We start from the raw sequence: 20573 nt of genomic DNA on the forward strand, positions 1-20573 counted from the left end.
GAAAAATCTCAGATATCAATCACTCATTTGTTGATACTAAATTAGTTACAATAACGCCAATAGGTGCAAATACATTAAATATTAACATTGAGGCACCATTAGTAATAAAACATAAAGACCTTGAGCCTACTGATAATCCTCTTAATAGTGACATAGCCGCATCTAACGGTTTAAATAGTCTGACCATTGACTACAGTGATGCGGGCTTATTTAGTGGTCCAACTATTAGTTATGACAACAAACTTGGTACAATAATATTTAGTGGACCAGCAGATGGTAATGCTAATACTGAGACTTTAGGAAATACTATTAATACTGATGAAACCGTTTAAGGGTATGAGGTCATTCCTGCGAGACGTTGTTACATGGATAGGTTTTTCCGTCATTGCGAGGAGTTGCGTTAGCAACGACGCGGCAATCTTATAAGATAATATAAAAAAACTCCTGAGCTTGCCACACCAGCATAAATGCTGACTTGCAATGACGATTTTGTAGACAATGCCTTCTCGCAATGACGATACAAGTTCGTATTTATTAGTTAAACAAATGATAAAGAAAGAAATATACTCAAATGATTTGGAGAATGGGAATGTAAAACGAGGAGCGAGTACGCACAGCCTATATTTAATAGGTGATCCGAAGTTTTGCAGAAACAATTCTTCAAAGCAGAAGAGTATAATTATATTATGCGGGCCGACTGCTAGCGGGAAGTCTTATTTAGGTCATGAACTGGCTAAAGCTTATAACGGCGAAATCATTAATATCGACTCAATGCAGGTTTATAAGGAAATTCCTATTATTACTGCCTCCCCTCCGAAAAACTACAAAACTGAAATCTTGTATCACTTATATAACTTCTTATCAATGACAGAAGATTTCTCGGTAATAAAATATCTAAAACTTGCGACAGAAAAAATAAAAGAAATAACCGACAAGGGTAAGCTACCTATATTAATAGGTGGAACGGGTTTATATATTAATTCTTTAGTTTTTGGCTATAATAATATTCCTGATATATCAGAAGATTTACGAGAACAGGTAAGAAACTTATATGTTAAAATAGGCAATATAGAATTATGGGGAAAATTAGAGAAGCTTGACCCGCTTGCTGCTTCTAAAATAAACCAAAATGATACTCAGCGTTTAATTAGAGCTTATGAAGTATTCATGCAAACCGGTAAATCTATCTTTTCTTTTCAAACTTTGCCAAAAGAACAAATCTTATCTGATTTTAATTTCAAAATTATTTTCTTAAATCCTGAGCGAAAGTTTTTATATAAAACATGTGATGAGCGTTTAGATAAGATATTTAAAGAAGGGGCAATTGACGAAATAGCTTTAATAAAAAAGCAATTTGCTCCTAAAGATTATACGCATTTGAAAGCTGTAGGGATAAAAGAAATTTTAGCTTATTTAAAAGGCAATCTCACTTTAGATGAGGCTTTAAATGCAGCTCAAATACGAACCCGTCAGTATGCTAAAAGACAAGTTACTTGGTTTAAAAATCAGATACAAGATAAAATCACATTGGAATATGCTAACCAAGAAGAATTTACTCAAACTTTAAAAAACCCTTTTAAAATTATATAGCTTATCTATGTATTTCTTCTTTCTTTTTATTATTGGAAATAGGAGTAATGGAAATTGTATTTGTCTTAGGTCCTACAATATTAATCTTACTATTTAAATTTGAGACGATACTTTGTGCTTCTTTTTAATACATCAGCCGGAACTTTATTTTCTAATTCTGGTTTCTTATCAGATTTTTGATTACAATAACCAACTCCCGCTTTAACAACATTTAGTATTTGTTTAATAATATTTAGTGCTTGCCCTTCTTTCCAAACTAAACTACCTATACTAGTAGCAACATTAATATATTTTTTATTTTCAATATTTTCTAAGATTTGAATCAGCTTATCCGGTTGATTGAGCATAGGTGTTAGTATACTATATAATTCTTTCTTATCGAGCTTATTTATACCGGGTACATCTTTTAAAGTTTTATCTAAAATACCTGTAAATATTTCCTTATTATCGTTTAAATATTTTTTGATCTCGGGATTATCTTTAGTTAACATTACCAATTCTTTAGCTATTCCCGTATTTTAACAAATCCATCAAAAACCTTTTTTAATTATTCAGGATTATCAAGTAATATAGGCATTACATTCATCAGTGTTGTAGTATCTTTTGTTTCTAGTCCATAATTTTCAAGCTGCTGTTTTATAGTTTGGCTATTTTTTTCATCTTGCTCTAAAATGCCTTTAATTAAATTATCGAATAAACCTTCTTTACTTTGCTCTACTAATATATTTTAACTTAAATGAAGGTTCGTTAAAAGCAGTAATTACACGGCTTGTTACTGTCATATCATCGCCTTTATTTATATCTGTAATAATAGCATGTGCAATTTCCGGTTTTGACATAACTTCACCTACTATACTAAGCATTTGTTTATCGAAATTATATTCTTGCGTCATGCTTTGTATATTCGGAGTATTTTCAATAATAGCTGAGGCAATATCTGGTAAGACTGTTTTATTATCAGCAAAAAACTTTTTAATTTATCGTCACCCGCTACCATTTCTAAAAATTTCTCACGAGCCACCATTACTCCTTGATTTGCATTCAGAGTATCAAAAATCTCTGTTGTTTCAGGCATTTTATTTAATAAAGTAGGAATAGTATCTACATCAACTTTATAGCTTTCAAAATATTCTTTTAAGAAAGGTTTAGCTTGTTCTTGAGTTTCTATTAAGAAACCTTCTATAATTATTTATTTTTCAGGAGATAATTTATTAAACCTTTTTAGAGCATTAGGATTGTTTATATTTTCAGCCAGCTCTTGTTTAAACTCAGGATGTTCATTAAATATTTTTATAACTTTTGCATATGTGTCATTACTTTGAGGTTTTTGTAATATATCATCAAAAGCTTTTATATAGTTGCTTGGAAGTATTTCAGTTATGTAATGCGCAATATCGTTACCTTTTTCATTAAAAAATTTTAAGCAATTTTTATCCGTGGATAACATTCCTAATGTTTTAGAAGTTACTTTATTATAGTCCGGTACTTCTTGCTGTATCTCAAGTGCAATGTCTTGAAGGCTTTTAAGTACAGCATCATTTTTAAAACATTCTTGTAATGTTGTAAGACCCTTGTGATCTAGAAAACTACCTTCTTGAAATTCTCTAAAACCTGCTTTTGCTAAGATTTGTCCTATTTTTGGTAAATCATCGGCATGCTTTTTTAGAAAATCCTATATTTGGATTTTTCAAGAACAGATTTTTGAAACTTTGAATCACGATATATATCAGAGGAGCTTGCAAGTTTAACAAGATTATAACTATTTACGGGATTAGTGAAGGCAAACTTCGCGCCTTTTAATAATGCTCCTATACTAACTGGTAATATTTTTTACTTTGGAGATGCAAGGTCATAAATAAAGTTTGTCAATGCCTTTCTGCATCAGGAGAAGATAATGTCCTTTTAACAGTTTTATTAAAATTCTTTAATTTAATATCTTTAATGGAATTTGTAACTGCCATAAAAATAATGAAATATATTTAATTACATAAACATTAAATTATCTTAAAATTGATTCAAAGAAATAAATTAAGCACTACTTAAATATTTTAATTTATATTACATAATATGGTAATTAAATCAATTTGATCTAAGATGTATGGAGTTATCTTTGTATTTGTTTACTTTTTGTAGGTAATGATGCGTAAGTATGTGGTTTATCGTGATTATCTACTATATGCACTTTACTATCTAAATTTGAAACTATATTTTTTGCTTCTTTTAAAACATTTAATTTATTAATATTTTTGAACTCATTTTTCAAGTTATCTTTTAACTGTTCATTGAAGATTTCTTTTGGTAAATAAATTCCACCGGTGATAGTGCCTACCCCAGTATATTTAGATTTAGAATATAAAGTAGAGGCAATATTACTTGCTAACTTTTCTAGATTTTTTGGCTCTAAAAAATTATTTATATTATCAGGATTTTCTTTAGAATATTCAGAAACGATAGGTTTTAGCATCTGATTCATCATGTAAAAATCTTCACCTCTATTATCACCTTTATCAAAAAGTTTTTGTGATATTTTCTCGCTTAAAATATTTGCCAATAAATTACTTTTAATATTTTGTTTATTTGTAATATTTTCATATAAAGGGTTCAATATTTGTAATGGAGAATGTACATGATTTGTAATATGTTTATATTGATTTGTTCTAGGAGTAGCTAGGTTAGTAACCATATTCATAGGTAGTGAATTTAGTTTTTCTATAATATAGTCTTGAATCGTTTGATTTTCTTCATATAATCTTTTTACTTGTTGAGCAATTTTTTTTTTACTAAGTACATTTCTTTTTCCTTCAGCTTGTATTTGTAAAAATACTTTATCAACTGCCTTATCAATTAATTTTGCTTGTTGTTCTTTAATTAGTTTAGGTACTAAAGGAGGGATAGCCTTATCAAGATTGTAAGTATCAGTAAGTAGCATTAAATTATCAGGTAATTTAGCCTCTGCTAAATTAATATTTTTAAAATTACAATCTTTTAAAGAAGTTACTTTAGTTAAATCTGCATTTTTTAATGATATGCCTGAGAAGTCGATATTAGATAAATTACCTACTAATATAGCTCCCTCTAAGCTGAATTTTCCATTTTGTATTTTATGTAAATTATTTCTAAGAGTAATTTCATCTATAGTTTTATCTTTAAAATCTTGTGATGGACTAAATACGTCTTTTACTTTTTCAGTAGCATAGCTAAAACCTGCTTTTATAATATTCGGCAATTGCCCTTCCAAATAATTTGTTTTTTGAGCTAGATTATATATAGCACTAGCAGCCCCACGATAATTACTTTTTTCAACCTCTTCTATAACTTTAACTAATTCATTAGGATGGTTTAACATTGATGGAAGTACATTATATAATTCTTTCTTATCAAGGTTATTTATACCTGGTATTTCTACTAAAGTTTTATCTAAAATACTTGCAAATATTTCTCTATTATTGTTTAAATATTTTTTAATTTCAGGATTATCTTTAGTTAAAGCTATTAACTCTTTTGCCATTCCCGTATAATCACCTTTAATAAAATCTCGAAAAACCTTTTTTAATGATTCAGATTTATCAAGTAATATAGGCATGATGCTCGTTAGTTTTGTAACATCACTCGCTTCCAGACCATAATTTATAAGTTGTTGTTTTATAGTTTGGCTATTTTTTGCATCTTGTTCTAAAACTCCTGTAATTAAATTATCAAATAGACCTTCTTTATTTTGCTCTACTAATATATCTTTTAATTTAAATGAAGGATCATTAAGGGCGGAGATTATATTACCGGTTAAACTCATATAATCGCCTTTATTTAAGTCTGCAATAATCTCATGAGCAATTTCTGGTTTTGACATAACTTCGCCTACAATACTAAGCATTTGTTTATCAAAATAATATTCTTTTGTTATGCTTTGTACGCTAGGAGTATTTTCAATAATACCTAAAGCAATATTTGGTAAGATTGTTTTATTATTAGCAAAAAAACTTTTTAATTTATCATCACCATCTACCATTTCTAAGGATTTCTCAAGAGATATCATTACACCTTGATTTGGAGCATTAAGAGTATCAAAAATCTCTTTTGTCTCAGGCATTTTATTTAATAAAGTAGGAATAATATCTAAAATTTTAAGATCAATTTTGTAGGTTTCAAAATGTTCTTTTAAGAAAGGTTTAGCTTGTTCTTTTGCTTCTTCTAAGAAATTTTCAATAATTATTTGTGTTTCAGGAGATAACTTATTAAATCTTTTTAGAGTATTAGGATTGTTTATATTTTTAGCCAGCTCTTGTTTAAACTCAGGATGTTCATTAAATATTTTTAATAAATTTTTCTTTTCGGGTTTTTGTAATATATCATCAAAAGTTTTTATATAATCGCTTGGAAGTATTTCAGTTGCTCCTGTACGTATGTATTTCGTAATATCTTCACTCTTTTCGTTAAAGAATTTTTGGAAGTTTTTATCGGTAACCAGCATATCTAAAGTTCTAGAAGTCACTTTATTCCAGTTCGGTAGCTCTTGCTTTACTTCAACTGCAATTTCTTGAAGTTTTTTAAGTACTTGTTCATTTTTAAAACATTCTTTTAGTATTTTGAGTCCCTTTTTATCTAAAGCACTTTTATCTTGAAATTCTCTAAAGCCCACATTTGCTAAGATTTGACCTATTTTAGGCAAATCATCCGAATGTTTTTTTAAAAATTCCCATATTGGAGATTGTTTAAGAAGTGATTTTTGAAATTCCGGATCAAGATATATCTCAGAAGAGTTAGCAAGCTTAACAAGATTATAAGTATTTATAGGATTAGTTAAAATAAATCTTGCTCCGAGTAATATCGTTCTTAAGCTTATACTCTTTGAAGATGATAAGTCCTGAATTACACTCTTTAGTACTTTATTAAGTTTAGAAGAAGATAAAACTTTTTCTATAACTTTTTGATAGTTTTTATTATTTATAACAGCCATAAAATTACTCGAAATGTTTAAATATTCTAAATCTATTTTAAAAAATTTTTAAAAATAAAGATCAGGTATTTTTAATTTTTTGTTATTGTTGTTTTTAATATGTATACTTCGATACAACATGTTCAGCATCCTAGGATTTACAAAGACATGGCTGCCAATTTTTCAAGTGCTATCTGAGTATATTATTTAGCCTCCGCTTTTGGCGTCTATCTCAGTGAATACTTCTTCCCATGAACCGGTAGTCGCTGCTTTTGAATATTCAGTTGCTCTATTTTCAAAAAAGTTCGTATGTTCGACTCCGTTTAGCATTTCATCAAGCCAAGGAAGGGGATTATGATTTACCAAATATACATCTTTGAGTCCTAGCTGCATTAAACGACGGTCGGCAATATAACGAATATATTGTCTTACTTCATATGACGTTAATCCCTCAATACCGCCAACTTCAAAAGCAAGTTCAATAAAGGCATCTTCAAAATGCACAATAGTCGTACAAGCTGCATAAATACGTTTACGTAAAGTTTCTGTCCAAACTTCAGGGTTTTCTCTTACAAAAGTCTTAAACAGAGTAATAATTGAGTTAGTATGAAGTGTTTCATCACGCACTGACCAAGCAATAATCTGTCCCATACCTTTCATTTTATTAAAACGAGGGAAATTAAGCATGATCGCAAAAGAAGCAAATAGCTGTAATCCTTCAGTAAAAGCTCCAAATACTGCGAGTGTAGTTGCTATATCTTCTTTGGCATCCACTCCGAATTGCTGCATATAATCATACTTGTCTTTCATTTCCTTATATTTAAGAAATGCTGAATATTCTACTTCCGGCATACCTACCGTATCAAGTAAATGTGAATATGCCGCGATATGTACCGTTTCCATATTAGAAAATGCCGATAACATCATTAATATTTCAGTCGGTTTAAATACTCGTGAATAATGCTTCATATAGCAATTATTCACTTCAATATCTGCCTGTGTAAAAAAACGAAATATTTGCGTTAATAGATGTTTTTCCCCTGGAGTTAAGTTATATTTCCAATCTTTAACATCGTCGGCAAGCGGTACTTCTTCCGGTAGCCAATGAATTTTTTGTTGAGTGTGCCAAGCTTCATATGCCCATGGATATGAAAACGGTTTATAAATTGGCTTTGCATCAAGTAGTGACATAATTTTTCTTCTTTTAATTTTTCTATTTCTTCTTTTGAAAGCTTAGTATACTTAATTATTTTCTCTATCGGCTCATCATCCGCTAACATTTCTTTTGCTATTTCTGTATTTCTTCTAGTGTCTCTAATTTCAATACCCTCAGCTTTCCCCCCTCATTATATTTACTTTTTTGATTTAACTCTTCCGTTTGAGTATCCAGTATCACTTTAATATAATTATCATATTCTGCTTCGCTCCAGTTAAATTATTCAATAGTTTTATAAACTGATAGTACTATTTTCATCTTTTGTATGTTGCGGGGGTTCTTTTGCTCTATCGAATTTAGCCATCATATATAACCAATCATCTTCTAAACTTTCTAACTCATCTGCTTCTTTGGTAAATTTGTCTAATTCAACAAATACGTAAGACAAGCATTTCAGTTGATGCTTACCGTTGCCGACATTAATAGTTTGATGATAGCTAATACATTCTTTTTCCTCGGGCAATGCCTGAAATCCAGAAGTAATTACTACCATTACTACAGAAGCTAGATCAGCATATTCTTTTCCTCTTTTTTATTGCGAAGAAAATGCTATACAACTGTAAAATTGTACTCTTGCTAAAAAAGCATCGGCATAGCCGTTTTGCATCTCAACAATATAAATATTGCCGGAGTTATCTCGAACTTTTACGTCTACTATACTCCTTTTATTCTGTCCTAAATCCGGCACTTGTTCGTTTGAAATATATTCAAGGTCGATAATCCTTAACTCTTCAGGTAACCTCATAATATTATTGAGAAAGCCTAGTCACCTTGTTTTATCCGTAAACAATTTTTTAAATGCTACATCATTTGTTGGGTCTAAAAATATCTTTGAATAGTTATATTATACTTACTGACAAGCTAAGCATTCTTCGTAGTTACCGGCTTCTGATAACTTATCGTTTTGTTCCTCTAAATCTTTAAAATCGGCCTTTAATACGTCATGCGAGACCTTATCGGCTCGCTGTATTGATGTAGATCTACAGTAATATAAACTTTTTACTCCTTTTGTCCAGGCTTTAAAATGAATATTATTTAAATATTTCTTACTAACATTCCCCGGTAAAAAGATGTTTAAAGATTGTGCTTGCGTAATGTAAGGAGTACGATCGCTTGCCAGTTCAATTAGCCAATTCTGATCAATTTCGTAAGCGGTTTTGAAAACCTGTTTTTCTTCTTCGGATAAAAATGTTAAATGTTGTACTGATCCTTCATGTGTTGCAATCGAAGACCAAACTTGATCATTATTAAATCCTTTCTCCTCTAATAACTTTTCTAAATGTTTGTTACGCACGTTAAAAGAACCGGTTAAAGTCTTTTGTACAAAGCTATTAGCGGCAAACGGCTCTATTCCGGGTGAGGCATTACCTGCTATTACCGAAATTGAGGCGGTAGGTGCTATTGCGGTTTTATTACTAAATCGTTCATTACTGCCTGCATCTAGAGCATCAGGACATGCTCCTTTTTCTTTACCGATTTCTATTGAGGCTTTATCAGTTTCAGCAGATATATATTCAAATATTTTTTTATTCCAAACTTTTGCCATAACCGATTCTATCGGTACTTTTTTCATTTGCAAAAATGAGTGGAAGCCCATTACGCCAAGTCCAACGCTTCGCTCACGTAAAGCCGAATATTTAGCTCTTGCCATAGTATCCGGTGCTTTATTAATAAAGTCTTCCAAAACATTATCAAGGAACAACATAATAGAATGGATAAATTCTTTATCATCTTTCCACTCTTCATAATACTCTAAATTTAAAGAGGAAAGGCAGCAAACAGCAGTTCTTGACTTTCCTAGATGGTCAATTCCCGTCGGCAATGTAATTTCGCTACAAAGATTAGACATTTTAACTTGAAGCCCTAATTTTTTATGATGCTCAGGGATAGATTTATTAACACTATCGATAAATAACAAGTAAGGCTCACCTGTTTCTATTCTAGTAGTTAATAACTTAACCCATAAATCTCTTGCTCTAACTTTATTTACGACTTTTTTGGTAGCAGGACTAACAAGGTCAAAATCCGTATTGTTTTCAACTGCTTTCATAAATTCATCGGTTATAGCTATACCGTGATGAATATTAAGAGCTTTACGGTTAACATCCCCACCTGTCGGACGTCTTATATCGATAAATTCTTCAATTTCAGGGTGATTAATAGGCAAATATACAGCCGATGAACCTCGTCTAATAGAACCTTGCGAAATAGCAAGAGTCATAGAATCCATTACTTTAATAAACGGTATAATACCGGATGAATGACCTTTATCACGAATCCCTTCATTAATAGCACGAACATTACCCCAATAACTACCAATCCCGCCACCGCGTGCAGCAAGCCAAACATTTTCTGTCCATAAATTTACTATATCGTCTAAGCTATCATCGGTCTCATTCAAGAAGCATGAAATAGGAAGCCCCCTATCCGTTCCGCCGTTACTTAAGATTGGTGTTGCTGGCATAAACCACATTTTACTCATATATTCATATAACTTCTGAGCATGCTGTTTATTTTCGGCATAATAACTAGAAACTCTTGCAAATAAATCTTGAAAATCCTCACCTTTCATAAGATATCGATCTCGCAGAATAGCTTTACCGAAAGGAGTAAGTAAATTGTTATGGTTGTTGTTTATAGTGATTTGAAATTTATTTTTTTTAAGCGTGTTCATTATAGGTACTAATGGGGTTGTAGGCGTTATTTATAATGCTTATTTTGAAAAAATGACACCATATTCAGTGTATAGAATCTTCACTTAAGTAGACACGAGAATAATAATTTATTCAATATAAATATTTATTTTTTTTTAGATTTTTAACTTGACACAAATCACTATTGATTACTATATAGAATAGTTTGTACAAATATTATGCTTTCTTAAGGCACAAACAGTCTTATCCTGCGGAAGTAAGGCAACGTTGCGTGGTTCCCGGTTGCATTTTCGCGTAGACATAAGTTTAAGGATCGATTCCATTTAGAAGGAGCTAATGTATGATCCCAGTAAGGAAATTTATCAGAAAGTTCACTATAAATTTCTTCTAAATCATAGTGTTGCATAGTGTTTCAGTCTATTTTCAAAGGTACACTCTGCTTTTGTCATTTGCACTATATAACCGCAAGTTTTATGTGACGCAGTATAATCCCATTCTATTGTAAGTTTTTTCTCACCTTCTAATGATATAGTTTATCCAGTTAAACGTTGGATCTTTTAATTCCGCTCTTATTTCTTGATTAGTAGCATTGACCCAATCTGTAATCTGTACGCCCACCATTAAGAATATGCCCATCTAGTGGTAGCGGTTCCCCTGCGACATCATTTCCAAAACGCTCATCACTCCCTTTCCCTGTTTCAAATTCGTTAAGTTTCCACTCTTCATCTATTAGCTTCTTATCTACACAAACTTTTCCCATTGTGTAAAATTGTGTTGTGCTTCATTTTTCATAAATTCGACCTTTATTTAAGTTAAAAATATTAAGTAACTACAAAATACTATTAAATTGTTTTTGATATTATAATAAAAATACAGCTTCATAATACCGGACAACAATGTCTAGCACCCTAGGAGTCAATCCATGCAAGCAACAAAGTTAGAACCTAGGCTGAAGAATTTTGATTTTAAAGATTTTTTATTATATAGCCATGGCTGGGTTACGGTAATAGTGTCTTGAAACGTGCCGGCAGCAGCAAGAGGTTGTGACGGCAGGCGTGCATATACGGTATAGTTTTTTGTGACCGGTTCAAGACCTAGTGTATAGCTATCGGTAAATGTTACAGTACTACTAGTACCGTGACCGAGGATTTGAGTAAAACCGGCATCTTTATACAAATTATAATTCAGCTTACGTACCCCATTAATCATATTTCTTGGGTTATAAATATTAGCAGCTCCTGTACTAAAAGTTATGGTATAACTAACAAGTAGTGATAATAAAGTACTACAAGTAACTGAAGCAGTAACGGAATTTGTGCTAACGGCACCGACATTAAAACTACCGAAATTTACGGTTGGAACTGAAGGATTACATGTTGCAAGTAACGCCATAGCATTTCCTGATATAATCATGTTGATTAATAATATTATTATTGATTTCTTGACATTGCTTAAAAAGAATTTGTCATACCGTGGTGGTCAAGCCACGGTATGACAACGGAGCGTTTTTAGTCCACACAGGAGCAACAATAAAGTCTTCATTTGCATATTGCTTCGCCTAAATCAATTACAGGGTCATTTAAATCTCTATTAACCGGTACGCTAAAATGACAGCATTTATTATTCTCCTCATTCTCGTCACAAATAGAACCGTTTAATAATTCAAGATCTTTAATATGTATCTTACCGTCATAGCCTACAAATATTTCTTCATCTAAAACTTCAATACTCACGTACTATCAAATGGAATAAAATGTTTATCACTATCAAATACTGTCATTTCAATGCTTTTAATTATTTTAATATTAAAGTCTAATAATACCGCTGATTTTGTTCTTGGAGCAACTTTCAAAGCCATTTCTTCAAACTCTGTATTAAAAAGTACGTCTAGTCTTATTTTGGAAGGAACATACGGTGTTAAGTGAGGTACAAGCATTTTACCTTTATCATCGGTATCACCCGCTAATAGATTATTATTATAAACCCCGACATTCTTTAAACTATTTACTTTAATCAAAGCAAGACCTCCGTTAATCGGTCTTGTCTCATAATAGCTTTTATCAATAGAGAAAATTCCTCCTTTGATATTAAACTGTTTCATTATGTTCGGTATCATTTTTCTGCAGATAAACTCCAATATCATTATTTTTACCGTTACGGTTAACTTGTACATTGTAATTTGTAGCTTTAGCTTTGATCAGGTTAGCATTATATCCCCATCCCATATTTGAAGTAATCGGTGAGGAAACACCAAGTTGCTTCGTATTATATTTATTTTGATATAAATCGGTCACTGAAATGCTTTTATTGGAATCTAAATTTAAGTTAAATGGTATATAGGCAAAATTATTTTGACGTTTACTGTTTAAATCGGTACCTATAGTAAAACTTAAGAAACCTTTTTTAGTAATATTTCTTTGATAAGTTGATGATAATATATTTGAGCGTTTACCTTTTTGCATTGTGTTATTTACGACAAAAGACACAAAATTAACACTTATATTACCAAAATCGGTATTACCACAGCTAGCTGCAATCTGATAATTTAAACTTGAGAAAATTTTATCGGGATAGTTATATACGTCCTGATAATTACTATTATTCCAATCTAAATTACTATTAATATCAAAATATTCCGATTCATAAGTATAGCCGCAATTAATTCTTTGAGAGCGCCCGAAATTTTTGATATTATTTGCAGCTGAAATGCCTATAATGCCAAAATTTCCGATTTTTAAATTATTAGTGCCCCTACTGCTCCATTATTTTTTAAAAATTCAAAATGTCCGCCGCTTGTTAAATAATCATTCATACCAAGCATATAATCAGTATTTAGAACTAAATATTTATAAGCATTGCTATATATAGTAAAATCTTGTCTTTGACAACCTACTTCGTAAGAGAAATGTGAAAGCCCGGGACGTAATAAACTCGGTGATGCGTAATAAGGCATAGTAATTGTCTGAACTTTGCCGGTTATATCTTGCGTTTTAACTATTAAATCACCTCTACTGGTGATAACCGGAATATTGGTTATATCAAAATCCCCCATATGAGCTTTAGCATTATATATAGGTATACTATTTGAAAATATCTCTATACTGCTTGGAAGTTCTGATTTCCCTCTAAAATCCAGTAATGGATAGGTAACTAAATTCGGTCTAACTGCAAAATTAGTAGCATACTGAATACCAGCAAATCTAGTTGAATTAGACCAAGAAGACACTTTAGTTATGCTATGATCCCCTACCCACCAATTAGTCATCTTATCCACATTCTCATATGTCCAATTTGTGTCTAAACGTGTAAATTTATTTTGGTTTTTTGTGGTATTTGTGATTTTAGAAAAATTTGATTTAACGGCTTCAGTTTAAAATAAGAAGCTATGACTATATACACCGTTTTAAGTGAAATAATTGAGTTCCTCTACTCCGGCTAAATAATTAATATCATCATTTGGACTAAGAGTCACATCATAGTTTAAATATACCCCACTAATAAGTTTAGTATCGACGTTCTTCATAGGACCACCTGAAGCATCAAATGATTGAGGTTGCATTTTTTCCGCTGGAAAAGTAATATTTAAATTTAAATTCTCAAAGTTTAAATCATATTTAGTACCCTCAAGCAAATCTAAATTAATATATGCAGTATCATGATAATTCACTAAACCCTGCTTAAGATCATCTTCTTGAACATCAAAATGTTCTATATCTTCAAGAGGAATTAAATAATGACCTTGAGCGTTTTGTACTATAGTCGGCAATATATCGGTTTCGTTATACTTCACTTCTAACGAAACCATCAATTCACCCTCACCCGCAATTTCATTAGCGCTATTCTCAAATTCTACTGCTAGAGGTAATTGGGGCAATAACCCTAACTCCTGATCCTCATGTACGTTTGTATCCGCTGCGATTCAAGGCGAAGTATCGCCAAGAGATTCAGAGATAACTCCATCTGCAAAACTCACCGGTATAAAAAAATAATACCTATAAAAACCGATATTATTGTATTTAAAAAGCACATTACTTTAATTTATTTAGTTTTAAAGATTTTTAACCTGATATTGTTATAGGTATACTATGCTGAACAACAAGATCTACGGTGGAGGTAACACTATTCTCTAACTTCACTCTACGAGGTAATTCTTTTATAAAAATTCTATAGTCTTTTGCTTTAGTAGAATAATTCTGTGTGTTTTTTAAAGCTACCCGTATCAATTGTATTATTTTATCATCATGTAAGGTAAATGTTACCGGAGTTGCCACTAAATCTTTAGTTTCTTTATATTCTTCTATACCATCTTTATATGTATACTTTAAACGAATTAATTGAAACTTTTTAGGTGCATAATCATTATTTTGTATCGTCATAGTTGCTATTCTATTACCTTTGTTTATCTATATATTGACAGGTACGATAGTGGAACTGGCAAAAGAATTAAAAGTCAAGAATATAGAGTATAATTAGTGCCTAAAGTACACTTTATTATAATTGTATTTGTTTGCAGAGTATAGACAGTTGGAACATACGTACCGAAAGCTAAAGGAGTAGCCGAACTATACAAGACGGTAAAACCATCGCACTAACAAGGAAAAAACATTGGCGGAGGAGGCAAAACTATTGCCCGTACTTATAGTTAAGATAATAAAACCGATAATATTTTGTAGAATCTTAATTTTCATAATTTATAATAAAAATAATTAATTTCTATTATTAATCTTTTACAAAGTTTAACGATTTTACAAGGCTAGTTTAAGAAATGGTTATATTTAAATATGAATTGATGATATTTTCCCCACAGAATTTGTTTTGGTTTTTCTTTAAATTTTATTTTTACATTAAAATATAATGAATATAGCCCAAATTAGCTATAAATAGAAATATAATTGACCACTTTATTTGACTATTATAGTATAATAATGCTTTTATTTTTTGCAGGTTATAAAATGACTATTAAAATAGCAATCAGTCAATTTAAATCTCATTGCCTTGCAATAATAGAAAAATTACAAACAGATAAAGAATCTATTATAATTACCAAAAGAGATAGGGAAATAGCACAAATATTACCTATAAATACTAAAAAAATCTCATTATTCGGTATGCTAAAAAACAAAGCCGAGATAAAATCGGATATATTAGAACCCATAGAAGAAAAGTGGAATGCAGCACAACCTTTAAATGCATCTTGTCTAGTATAATATCCGACAGTTTTTAAAAATCCCCCTGCGAAAGTATTGGATTTCTATAAATATACTCATATAACCATTGATTATTTCCTCAATATCCAATAAAATCCTTTTTAAAATTTAAATATAAAAAGTATGTATAATACTGATGTTGTAATAATAGGTGCCGGTCCGGTTGGATTATTTGCAATTTTTCAAGCAGGAATGCTTGGCATGAAATGTCATGTTATTGATGCACAAGAAGTTATCGGTGGTCAGTGTATTACCCTATATCCTGAAAAGCCTATTTACGATATACCGGCATATCCTAAAATTGCAGCAGAAGAGCTAATAAAACAGTTAGAACTTCAAGCAGCTCCTTTTAACCCTATATATCATTTAAATCAGCAAGCTATAGAGCTAAATAAACAAGATGATTTTTTTGAAATTAAAACCTCAAAAAACACTCTTATTAAAAGCAAAGTTATTATTATTGCAGCAGGAGCAGGTTCATTCGGTCCAAACAAACCGCCCCTTGCGAATATTGAAGACTTTGAAAGCAAGTCGGTTTTTTATTTCATCAATGATAAAAGCAAATTTGCGGGTAAAAATGTAGTTATAGCAGGCGGCGGGGATTCGGCTGTTGACTGGGCTATTTCTCTTTCAGATATTGCAAATAAAATATATTTAGTACATAGGCGGGATAAATTTACGGCAGCTCCTGAAAGCGTAAGGCAATTAAGGCATATTGCAGAAACCGATAAAATCGAGTTAGTAACCGGTTATCAATTAAATGCTTTAGATGGTAATAATAGTGAACTTCAATCGGTTATAGTTAAAGATTTACAAAATAATACTCGCAAATTGGATGCCAATATATTACTACCTTTTTTTGGTTTAAAACAAGATTTAGGTAGCTTAGCAAATTGGGGGTTAAATGTTCAACTTCACCATATTGAAGTAGACTCTTCCTATTATCAAACTAATATAGCAGGTATTTACGCCATTGGCGATATTGCTCATTATGTTGGTAAGCTTAAGCTGATTCTTACAGGTTTTGCTGAAGCGGCAAGCAGTCTTCATCATGCTTATAGTAGAGTATTTGACGGCAAGGCTCTACATTTTGAGTATTCTACTACCAAAAATACGGGAAAAAGAAGTAAGAGCGTTACTAAATAAAGAGATCGTCATTGCGAGCAACCGTAGAGAGCGTGACAATCTCATGAAACAATAACAAACTCCTGAGATTGCTTCGTCAATTACTTACGTAATTTCCTTGCAATGACGTTAAAACTGAACGGAGACAAAAATAAGAGTGAATAATATAATTGACGGTAAAGCATTAGCCAATGAGATACTAGCAGACTTAAAGCTAGAAATTCAAGAACTTACAAGCCAAACCAACGCTTCACCGAAGCTTGCTATAGTCCTAGTAGGCGATAATCCGGCAAGCATTATTTATGTAAGAAACAAAATAAAAAATGCACATAAAATAGGAATTTATACTTTATTAATAAATCTATCTGCTACTATTCATACTAATGATTTAATATCAAAAATCAATGAGTTAAACCTTGATAACGAGATTTCAGGAATTATAGTTCAGCTTCCTTTGCCAAGCTCCATAGATAAAAATAAAATTTTATCGGCAGTATCACCTTCCAAAGATATCGATGGTTTCCACCCTTTAAATGTCGGTTACTTGCATAGCGGAATTAGTCAAGGCTTTATTCCCTGCACTGCTCTTGGTTGTCTTGCAGTTATAAAAAAATACGAATCTAATTTAACCGGTAAAAACGTTGTAATTATTGGACGCTCAAATATAGTAGGAAAACCTTTAAGTGCTTTACTGTTAAAAGAAAATTGCAGCGTTACTATTTGTCATTCTAAGACACACAATTTACGCTCTATTACTTCTAAAGCCGATATTGTCGTTGCTGCAATAGGCTCACCTTTAAAATTAACTGCAGAATATTTTAATCCTGAATCTATAGTAATTGATGTAGGCATTAATAGAATTAGCGACAATAAAATTATCGGTGATGTTGATTTTGAAAATGTTCAGTCTAAAGTACAATATATTACTCCCGTACCAGGCGGCATCGGACCTATGACTATTGCGTTTTTACTTAAAAATACGGTTAAGGCATTTAAGGATTCCTTATATACTCTTGATACGTGAAAAGTAGATAGACGACGCCAATTTTTCAAATTAAACGAGTATCTTATAAACATTTGCAAGTTCTACATAATTTCTTATATTATCTTGCATATATTCTAAATCTTGATCAGTTAAATATCTAACAAATTTTGCAGGGGATCCCATCCATAATTCTTGAGATTTAATTATCTTCTTTGGCGGGATAAGACTGCCTGCAGCAATAAAAGCATATTCTTCTATTACTGCATAATCCATTATCGTAGCACTCATACCGATAAAAGCATTATTATGTATTGTACAGGCATGAATAAGAGAGAGATGACCGATAGTTTCGCCTATTTCTACCGGTCTATTAAATCTTGAAGTATAAATTACACTACCGTCTTGTACGTTAGTATTATTTCCTATTTTTATCGATTCTTGGTGTAACCCCTTTGTAAGGGATAATGAGCATTAATTATAATCTACCCAAGAAATATTACCATCTTTACGATAATAAACTATATTGATACGATCATTATTTATATTTTTAAATACTACTGCAGGTAAATCTTCTAAATCCATTTTCATTACCGCTTCTTTTACTGATAATTTTAATATTTCTAAAGGCTTTTCAGCAATAATTGCCGGATTATCATTATCTTCGGCGTTAGAAGTTTCACTATCAGATTGCGGATTAATAATATATTTGGTACCTTCGTAAGCAATTTCTGATATTTTTACTTTACCCGCATGATGATTTTTGAATTTTGATTTATATTTTCTAAGCTGTTTTTCTAGTTTTGACATAGCTTTATCAAAAGCTACATATATATCGCTACAACTATCATTACTTTTGACTATATTATGTTTACCTGAACCATATTTTACTATAATATCACATTTAAAGTTAATTCCCTCTTTTGAAAAATGTATATCTATATTTATTATATCGGTAAAATATTTTTTAACGACTTGCGTAGCCCTCTCTTTTGAATATTCTTGTAAATTATTACCGATAGAAATATGTTGACCTGAAACTGAAATAATCATAAATAACCTTTATAATCTGAAAATAATTAATATATAGGCGTTACTAAGTAACACCTATACAATTAATTTATATTTAGAGTAATTTCAAGTTTTATTACAAATTAATTTATTTAAACTTTAGCCGTAGAGTTTAGGACGCTTATCCTTATTTTGTTGCGATTTAATTAGTTTTTTAGCAGTCTTTCTTACATAATTAGTCTCAATGCTGATTTAGGTAGCATTAAAATTTTCATTATTTTCAAAAAAACATTTTTTAGCGTTATATTCTGCTTTTGTTGCCTCTTTCTTGGTAGAAGTATTGCATCTATTATTGCCTGCATAATAATAGCACTGCTAAGAGCAATATTGGGTATAGGATTATAAAGTTTAATACGCTCAAAAGGAGTAGTTCATTTAATGACATATGGTTTAGTCATATAAAATCTATAATAATTTTTAATAAAGTAAGATCTTGTTAATATAAATGTAACCAATAGGTTTTTCTTTTTTAACAAAGCCCTTAAAAAGGATAATAATTTTCAAGGCTTCAACTAGTAGTGACTAATTTGGATTAATAGAGATATCTAGTAATTATAATATTAGGAATAAGCTATAAAATCTAAACGTTAGGTTCTGTATATTTTTTGATAAAATACGATATTTTACTCTTGCAGAAATAGAAGAATTGTTATATACATTGTTATCTCTTATGTACACCCAAATGATTTCAAGAATTGAATTTTATTTTGAGAGGTGAGCACCCGCAGCCTATACTTAATAGATGAGGATGCAATCCTTGATAAAATGAAAGAGCAATTCTTAAAAGCAGAAGAGTATACAAGGGGGTGTAGCTCAGTTGGTTAGAGCATCTGCCTGTCACGCAGAAGGTCGCGGGTTCGAGTCCCGTCACTCTCGCCAAGCCCTTTCAGAGTTTCGGGATTTCCTGTCATTTTCTAAAAAATTCATATGCTCCTTTTATTCGCCTTTTGTTTTAATTGTTATATTAAACTCTTTTCAATTCCGAATTTTAAATATTATAAAAAACTAACTTTGTATATTCCTTAAAGCAACCTCAACTCATTTTCGTACTTTTAGTTAAATTTCTATTGTATCCTTAAAACTTTTTATTGTGATTCTATCTATAAGTTCATTTTTAACAAAATATTAAAATTTATAGAATTTAATAAGAAAATAATTATGTTTAGATGGTTTCAACCCTCAAATCAAGAATTAATAAGAACTATATAGAAAGAAAATACCGCAGAAACACAAAAATTAATTGCCGCAATGGATATTACTGAATTAAGTAAAGTTAGGGATATTTATATTAGCAGGGCTATTTGCAGCATCCGTACCTATGAGTTACATTACCGTCACCTATAAAATTCAATGTACCGCCTACACCGCCGGTGCTAAGTACTGCTCCATTTGCTCCTACGTTACCGGTTAGCGTACCCCCATCTGCTAAAGCTAAGATAGAGCCATTCTTATTTAAAGCTACGGGAACAAATACATTAGCTGAGAACGTAATGGGGTTTGCTCCGATATTTACGAGTTTTAAGCTGCTGCCGTTAGCTCCAATCGTACCGTTAACATTACCACTTTGTATTGTCAGTGTGCCTTGGTTATTTGCAGAGGTCGTAAACTGAACTGGTCACACCATTTACTATTAACTCACCATCTGCCCTAAATAATATGTTACCACCCGCTCCTAGGTCTAAAGCTTGGTTAAATGTTACCTGCTATTCATACTAAGTCTTCGTAAATACCGTATTATCGACTACGATATCACCTGCTCCGTCTACTATGAAATTCTTAAGGCGATGGGTATTCT

Annotated in this window: 19 protein-coding genes, 1 tRNA gene and 6 pseudogenes; 7 read left to right on the forward strand and 19 right to left on the reverse strand. The window is 31.2% G+C overall.

Annotation, left to right across the window (positions count from 1 at the left end):
• The first annotated feature begins 5 nt into the window (after window positions 1-5).
• Both GCO76_RS01480 and miaA read left to right on the forward strand, forming a co-directional pair.
• Window positions 6-332, forward strand: coding sequence for a hypothetical protein (locus tag GCO76_RS01480; RefSeq protein ID WP_103897150.1), 327 nt, complete (start codon window positions 6-8; stop codon window positions 330-332).
• A 166-nt stretch (window positions 333-498) separates the two neighbouring features.
• Window positions 499-1590: a tRNA (adenosine(37)-N6)-dimethylallyltransferase MiaA gene (gene miaA, locus GCO76_RS01485; protein ID WP_410955931.1), complete on the forward strand. Its 1092-nt coding sequence runs from the start codon at window positions 499-501 to the stop codon at window positions 1588-1590.
• A gap of 173 nt (window positions 1591-1763) precedes the next feature.
• Here miaA and GCO76_RS01490 read toward each other — a convergent pair.
• The 16 genes and pseudogenes from GCO76_RS01490 to GCO76_RS07920 form a co-directional block, all read right to left on the reverse strand.
• Window positions 1764-3551 (reverse strand): annotated as a pseudogene (locus GCO76_RS01490) (pentapeptide repeat-containing protein); the annotation flags it as partial.
• 143 nt (window positions 3552-3694) lie between these two features.
• Window positions 3695-6544, reverse strand: coding sequence for a pentapeptide repeat-containing protein (locus GCO76_RS01495; RefSeq protein WP_410955932.1), 2850 nt, complete (start codon window positions 6542-6544; stop codon window positions 3695-3697).
• 186 nt (window positions 6545-6730) lie between these two features.
• Window positions 6731-7714, reverse strand: coding sequence for a ribonucleotide-diphosphate reductase subunit beta (locus tag GCO76_RS01500; RefSeq protein WP_410955933.1), 984 nt, complete (start codon window positions 7712-7714; stop codon window positions 6731-6733).
• A 257-nt stretch (window positions 7715-7971) separates the two neighbouring features.
• Window positions 7972-8232, reverse strand: coding sequence for a hypothetical protein (locus tag GCO76_RS01505; protein WP_024704552.1), 261 nt, complete (start codon window positions 8230-8232; stop codon window positions 7972-7974).
• 39 nt (window positions 8233-8271) lie between these two features.
• On the reverse strand, window positions 8272-8484 hold the full coding sequence (locus tag GCO76_RS01510; RefSeq protein ID WP_410955934.1) for a PD-(D/E)XK nuclease family transposase: 213 nt from the start codon (window positions 8482-8484) through the stop codon (window positions 8272-8274).
• A 105-nt stretch (window positions 8485-8589) separates the two neighbouring features.
• A complete protein-coding gene (locus GCO76_RS01515; protein WP_014014333.1) occupies window positions 8590-10413 on the reverse strand; it encodes a ribonucleoside-diphosphate reductase subunit alpha in 1824 nt (607 codons plus the stop codon).
• Window positions 10414-10715: 302 nt separating this feature from the next.
• A pseudogene (locus GCO76_RS01520) lies at window positions 10716-10842 on the reverse strand (chitin-binding protein); the annotation flags it as partial.
• Between the two features lie 64 nt (window positions 10843-10906).
• Window positions 10907-11159: pseudogene (locus tag GCO76_RS01525) on the reverse strand (chitin-binding protein); the annotation flags it as partial.
• A gap of 149 nt (window positions 11160-11308) precedes the next feature.
• The gene (locus GCO76_RS01530) at window positions 11309-11806 is read right to left on the reverse strand and encodes a Csu type fimbrial protein (protein ID WP_410955935.1); all 498 of its coding nucleotides are present in this window, start codon (window positions 11804-11806) and stop codon (window positions 11309-11311) included.
• A 125-nt stretch (window positions 11807-11931) separates the two neighbouring features.
• Window positions 11932-12126: a hypothetical protein gene (locus tag GCO76_RS01535; RefSeq protein ID WP_410955936.1), complete on the reverse strand. Its 195-nt coding sequence runs from the start codon at window positions 12124-12126 to the stop codon at window positions 11932-11934.
• Complete coding sequence (locus GCO76_RS01540; RefSeq protein ID WP_410955937.1) at window positions 12123-12494, reverse strand: hypothetical protein; 372 nt, start codon at window positions 12492-12494, stop codon at window positions 12123-12125. Before GCO76_RS01540 ends, GCO76_RS01535 begins: the two co-directional genes overlap by 4 nt.
• Window positions 12481-12879 (reverse strand): hypothetical protein, encoded by a 399-nt coding sequence (locus GCO76_RS01545; RefSeq protein ID WP_410955938.1) that lies wholly within the window; start codon window positions 12877-12879, stop codon window positions 12481-12483. Before GCO76_RS01545 ends, GCO76_RS01540 begins: the two co-directional genes overlap by 14 nt.
• Before the next feature lie 248 nt (window positions 12880-13127).
• The gene (locus GCO76_RS01550) at window positions 13128-13658 is read right to left on the reverse strand and encodes a fimbria/pilus outer membrane usher protein (protein ID WP_410955939.1); all 531 of its coding nucleotides are present in this window, start codon (window positions 13656-13658) and stop codon (window positions 13128-13130) included.
• Window positions 13659-13796: 138 nt separating this feature from the next.
• The gene (locus GCO76_RS01555; RefSeq protein WP_410955940.1) at window positions 13797-14267 is read right to left on the reverse strand and encodes a hypothetical protein; all 471 of its coding nucleotides are present in this window, start codon (window positions 14265-14267) and stop codon (window positions 13797-13799) included.
• Between the two features lie 184 nt (window positions 14268-14451).
• The gene (locus GCO76_RS01560) at window positions 14452-14769 is read right to left on the reverse strand and encodes a fimbria/pilus periplasmic chaperone (protein WP_410955941.1); all 318 of its coding nucleotides are present in this window, start codon (window positions 14767-14769) and stop codon (window positions 14452-14454) included.
• An 83-nt stretch (window positions 14770-14852) separates the two neighbouring features.
• Window positions 14853-15081: pseudogene (locus GCO76_RS07920) on the reverse strand (spore coat protein U domain-containing protein); the annotation flags it as partial.
• Window positions 15082-15345: 264 nt separating this feature from the next.
• Between GCO76_RS07920 and GCO76_RS01565 the strand changes: the two are divergent.
• The 3 genes from GCO76_RS01565 (at window position 15346) to folD (ending at window position 17749) form a co-directional block, all read left to right on the forward strand.
• Window positions 15346-15600 (forward strand): type II toxin-antitoxin system Phd/YefM family antitoxin, encoded by a 255-nt coding sequence (locus GCO76_RS01565; protein WP_410955942.1) that lies wholly within the window; start codon window positions 15346-15348, stop codon window positions 15598-15600.
• A 123-nt stretch (window positions 15601-15723) separates the two neighbouring features.
• Window positions 15724-16746, forward strand: a complete 1023-nt coding sequence (locus GCO76_RS01570; protein WP_410955943.1) for an NAD(P)/FAD-dependent oxidoreductase — start codon at window positions 15724-15726, stop codon at window positions 16744-16746.
• Between the two features lie 136 nt (window positions 16747-16882).
• A complete protein-coding gene (gene folD, locus GCO76_RS01575) occupies window positions 16883-17749 on the forward strand; it encodes a bifunctional methylenetetrahydrofolate dehydrogenase/methenyltetrahydrofolate cyclohydrolase FolD (RefSeq protein ID WP_103897050.1) in 867 nt (288 codons plus the stop codon).
• Window positions 17750-17779: 30 nt separating this feature from the next.
• On the opposite strand, the pseudogene GCO76_RS01580 reads toward folD, so the two are convergent.
• The 3 genes and pseudogenes from GCO76_RS01580 to GCO76_RS01590 all read right to left on the reverse strand — a co-directional run.
• A pseudogene (locus GCO76_RS01580) lies at window positions 17780-18148 on the reverse strand (gamma carbonic anhydrase family protein); the annotation flags it as partial.
• A 33-nt stretch (window positions 18149-18181) separates the two neighbouring features.
• Window positions 18182-18760, reverse strand: coding sequence for a ribosome hibernation-promoting factor, HPF/YfiA family (gene hpf, locus GCO76_RS01585; RefSeq protein WP_410955944.1), 579 nt, complete (start codon window positions 18758-18760; stop codon window positions 18182-18184).
• Window positions 18761-18877: 117 nt separating this feature from the next.
• Window positions 18878-19131, reverse strand: a pseudogene (locus tag GCO76_RS01590) (hypothetical protein).
• Window positions 19132-19580: 449 nt separating this feature from the next.
• On the opposite strand from GCO76_RS01590, the gene GCO76_RS01595 reads away from it, so the two are divergent.
• Both GCO76_RS01595 and GCO76_RS01600 read left to right on the forward strand, forming a co-directional pair.
• Window positions 19581-19657, forward strand: a tRNA-Asp gene (locus GCO76_RS01595).
• Window positions 19658-20148: 491 nt separating this feature from the next.
• Window positions 20149-20388, forward strand: a complete 240-nt coding sequence (locus GCO76_RS01600) for a hypothetical protein (RefSeq protein WP_410955945.1) — start codon at window positions 20149-20151, stop codon at window positions 20386-20388.
• Window positions 20389-20573: the final 185 nt, after the last annotated feature.

The sequence above is a fragment of the Rickettsia koreansis genome (assembly GCF_046532895.1).
In the GTDB taxonomy this organism is placed as follows: Bacteria; Pseudomonadota; Alphaproteobacteria; order Rickettsiales; family Rickettsiaceae; genus Rickettsia; species Rickettsia rickettsii.

Coding starts and splice junctions, on each gene's coding strand:
- miaA (WP_410955931.1), top strand. CDS start 499: ATGCCTTCTCGCAATGACGATACAAGTTCGTATTTATTAGTTAAACAA.
- GCO76_RS01495 (WP_410955932.1), bottom strand. CDS start 6,544: ATGGCTGTTATAAATAATAAAAACTATCAAAAAGTTATAGAAAAAGTT.
- GCO76_RS01500 (WP_410955933.1), bottom strand. CDS start 7,714: ATGTCACTACTTGATGCAAAGCCAATTTATAAACCGTTTTCATATCCA.
- GCO76_RS01505 (WP_024704552.1), bottom strand. CDS start 8,232: ATGGTAGTAATTACTTCTGGATTTCAGGCATTGCCCGAGGAAAAAGAA.
- GCO76_RS01510 (WP_410955934.1), bottom strand. CDS start 8,484: ATGAGGTTACCTGAAGAGTTAAGGATTATCGACCTTGAATATATTTCA.
- GCO76_RS01515 (WP_014014333.1), bottom strand. CDS start 10,413: ATGAACACGCTTAAAAAAAATAAATTTCAAATCACTATAAACAACAAC.
- GCO76_RS01530 (WP_410955935.1), bottom strand. CDS start 11,806: ATGATTATATCAGGAAATGCTATGGCGTTACTTGCAACATGTAATCCT.
- GCO76_RS01540 (WP_410955937.1), bottom strand. CDS start 12,494: ATGAAACAGTTTAATATCAAAGGAGGAATTTTCTCTATTGATAAAAGC.
- GCO76_RS01550 (WP_410955939.1), bottom strand. CDS start 13,658: ATGACTAATTGGTGGGTAGGGGATCATAGCATAACTAAAGTGTCTTCT.
- GCO76_RS01560 (WP_410955941.1), bottom strand. CDS start 14,769: ATGACGATACAAAATAATGATTATGCACCTAAAAAGTTTCAATTAATT.
- GCO76_RS01565 (WP_410955942.1), top strand. CDS start 15,346: ATGACTATTAAAATAGCAATCAGTCAATTTAAATCTCATTGCCTTGCA.
- GCO76_RS01570 (WP_410955943.1), top strand. CDS start 15,724: ATGTATAATACTGATGTTGTAATAATAGGTGCCGGTCCGGTTGGATTA.
- hpf (WP_410955944.1), bottom strand. CDS start 18,760: ATGATTATTTCAGTTTCAGGTCAACATATTTCTATCGGTAATAATTTA.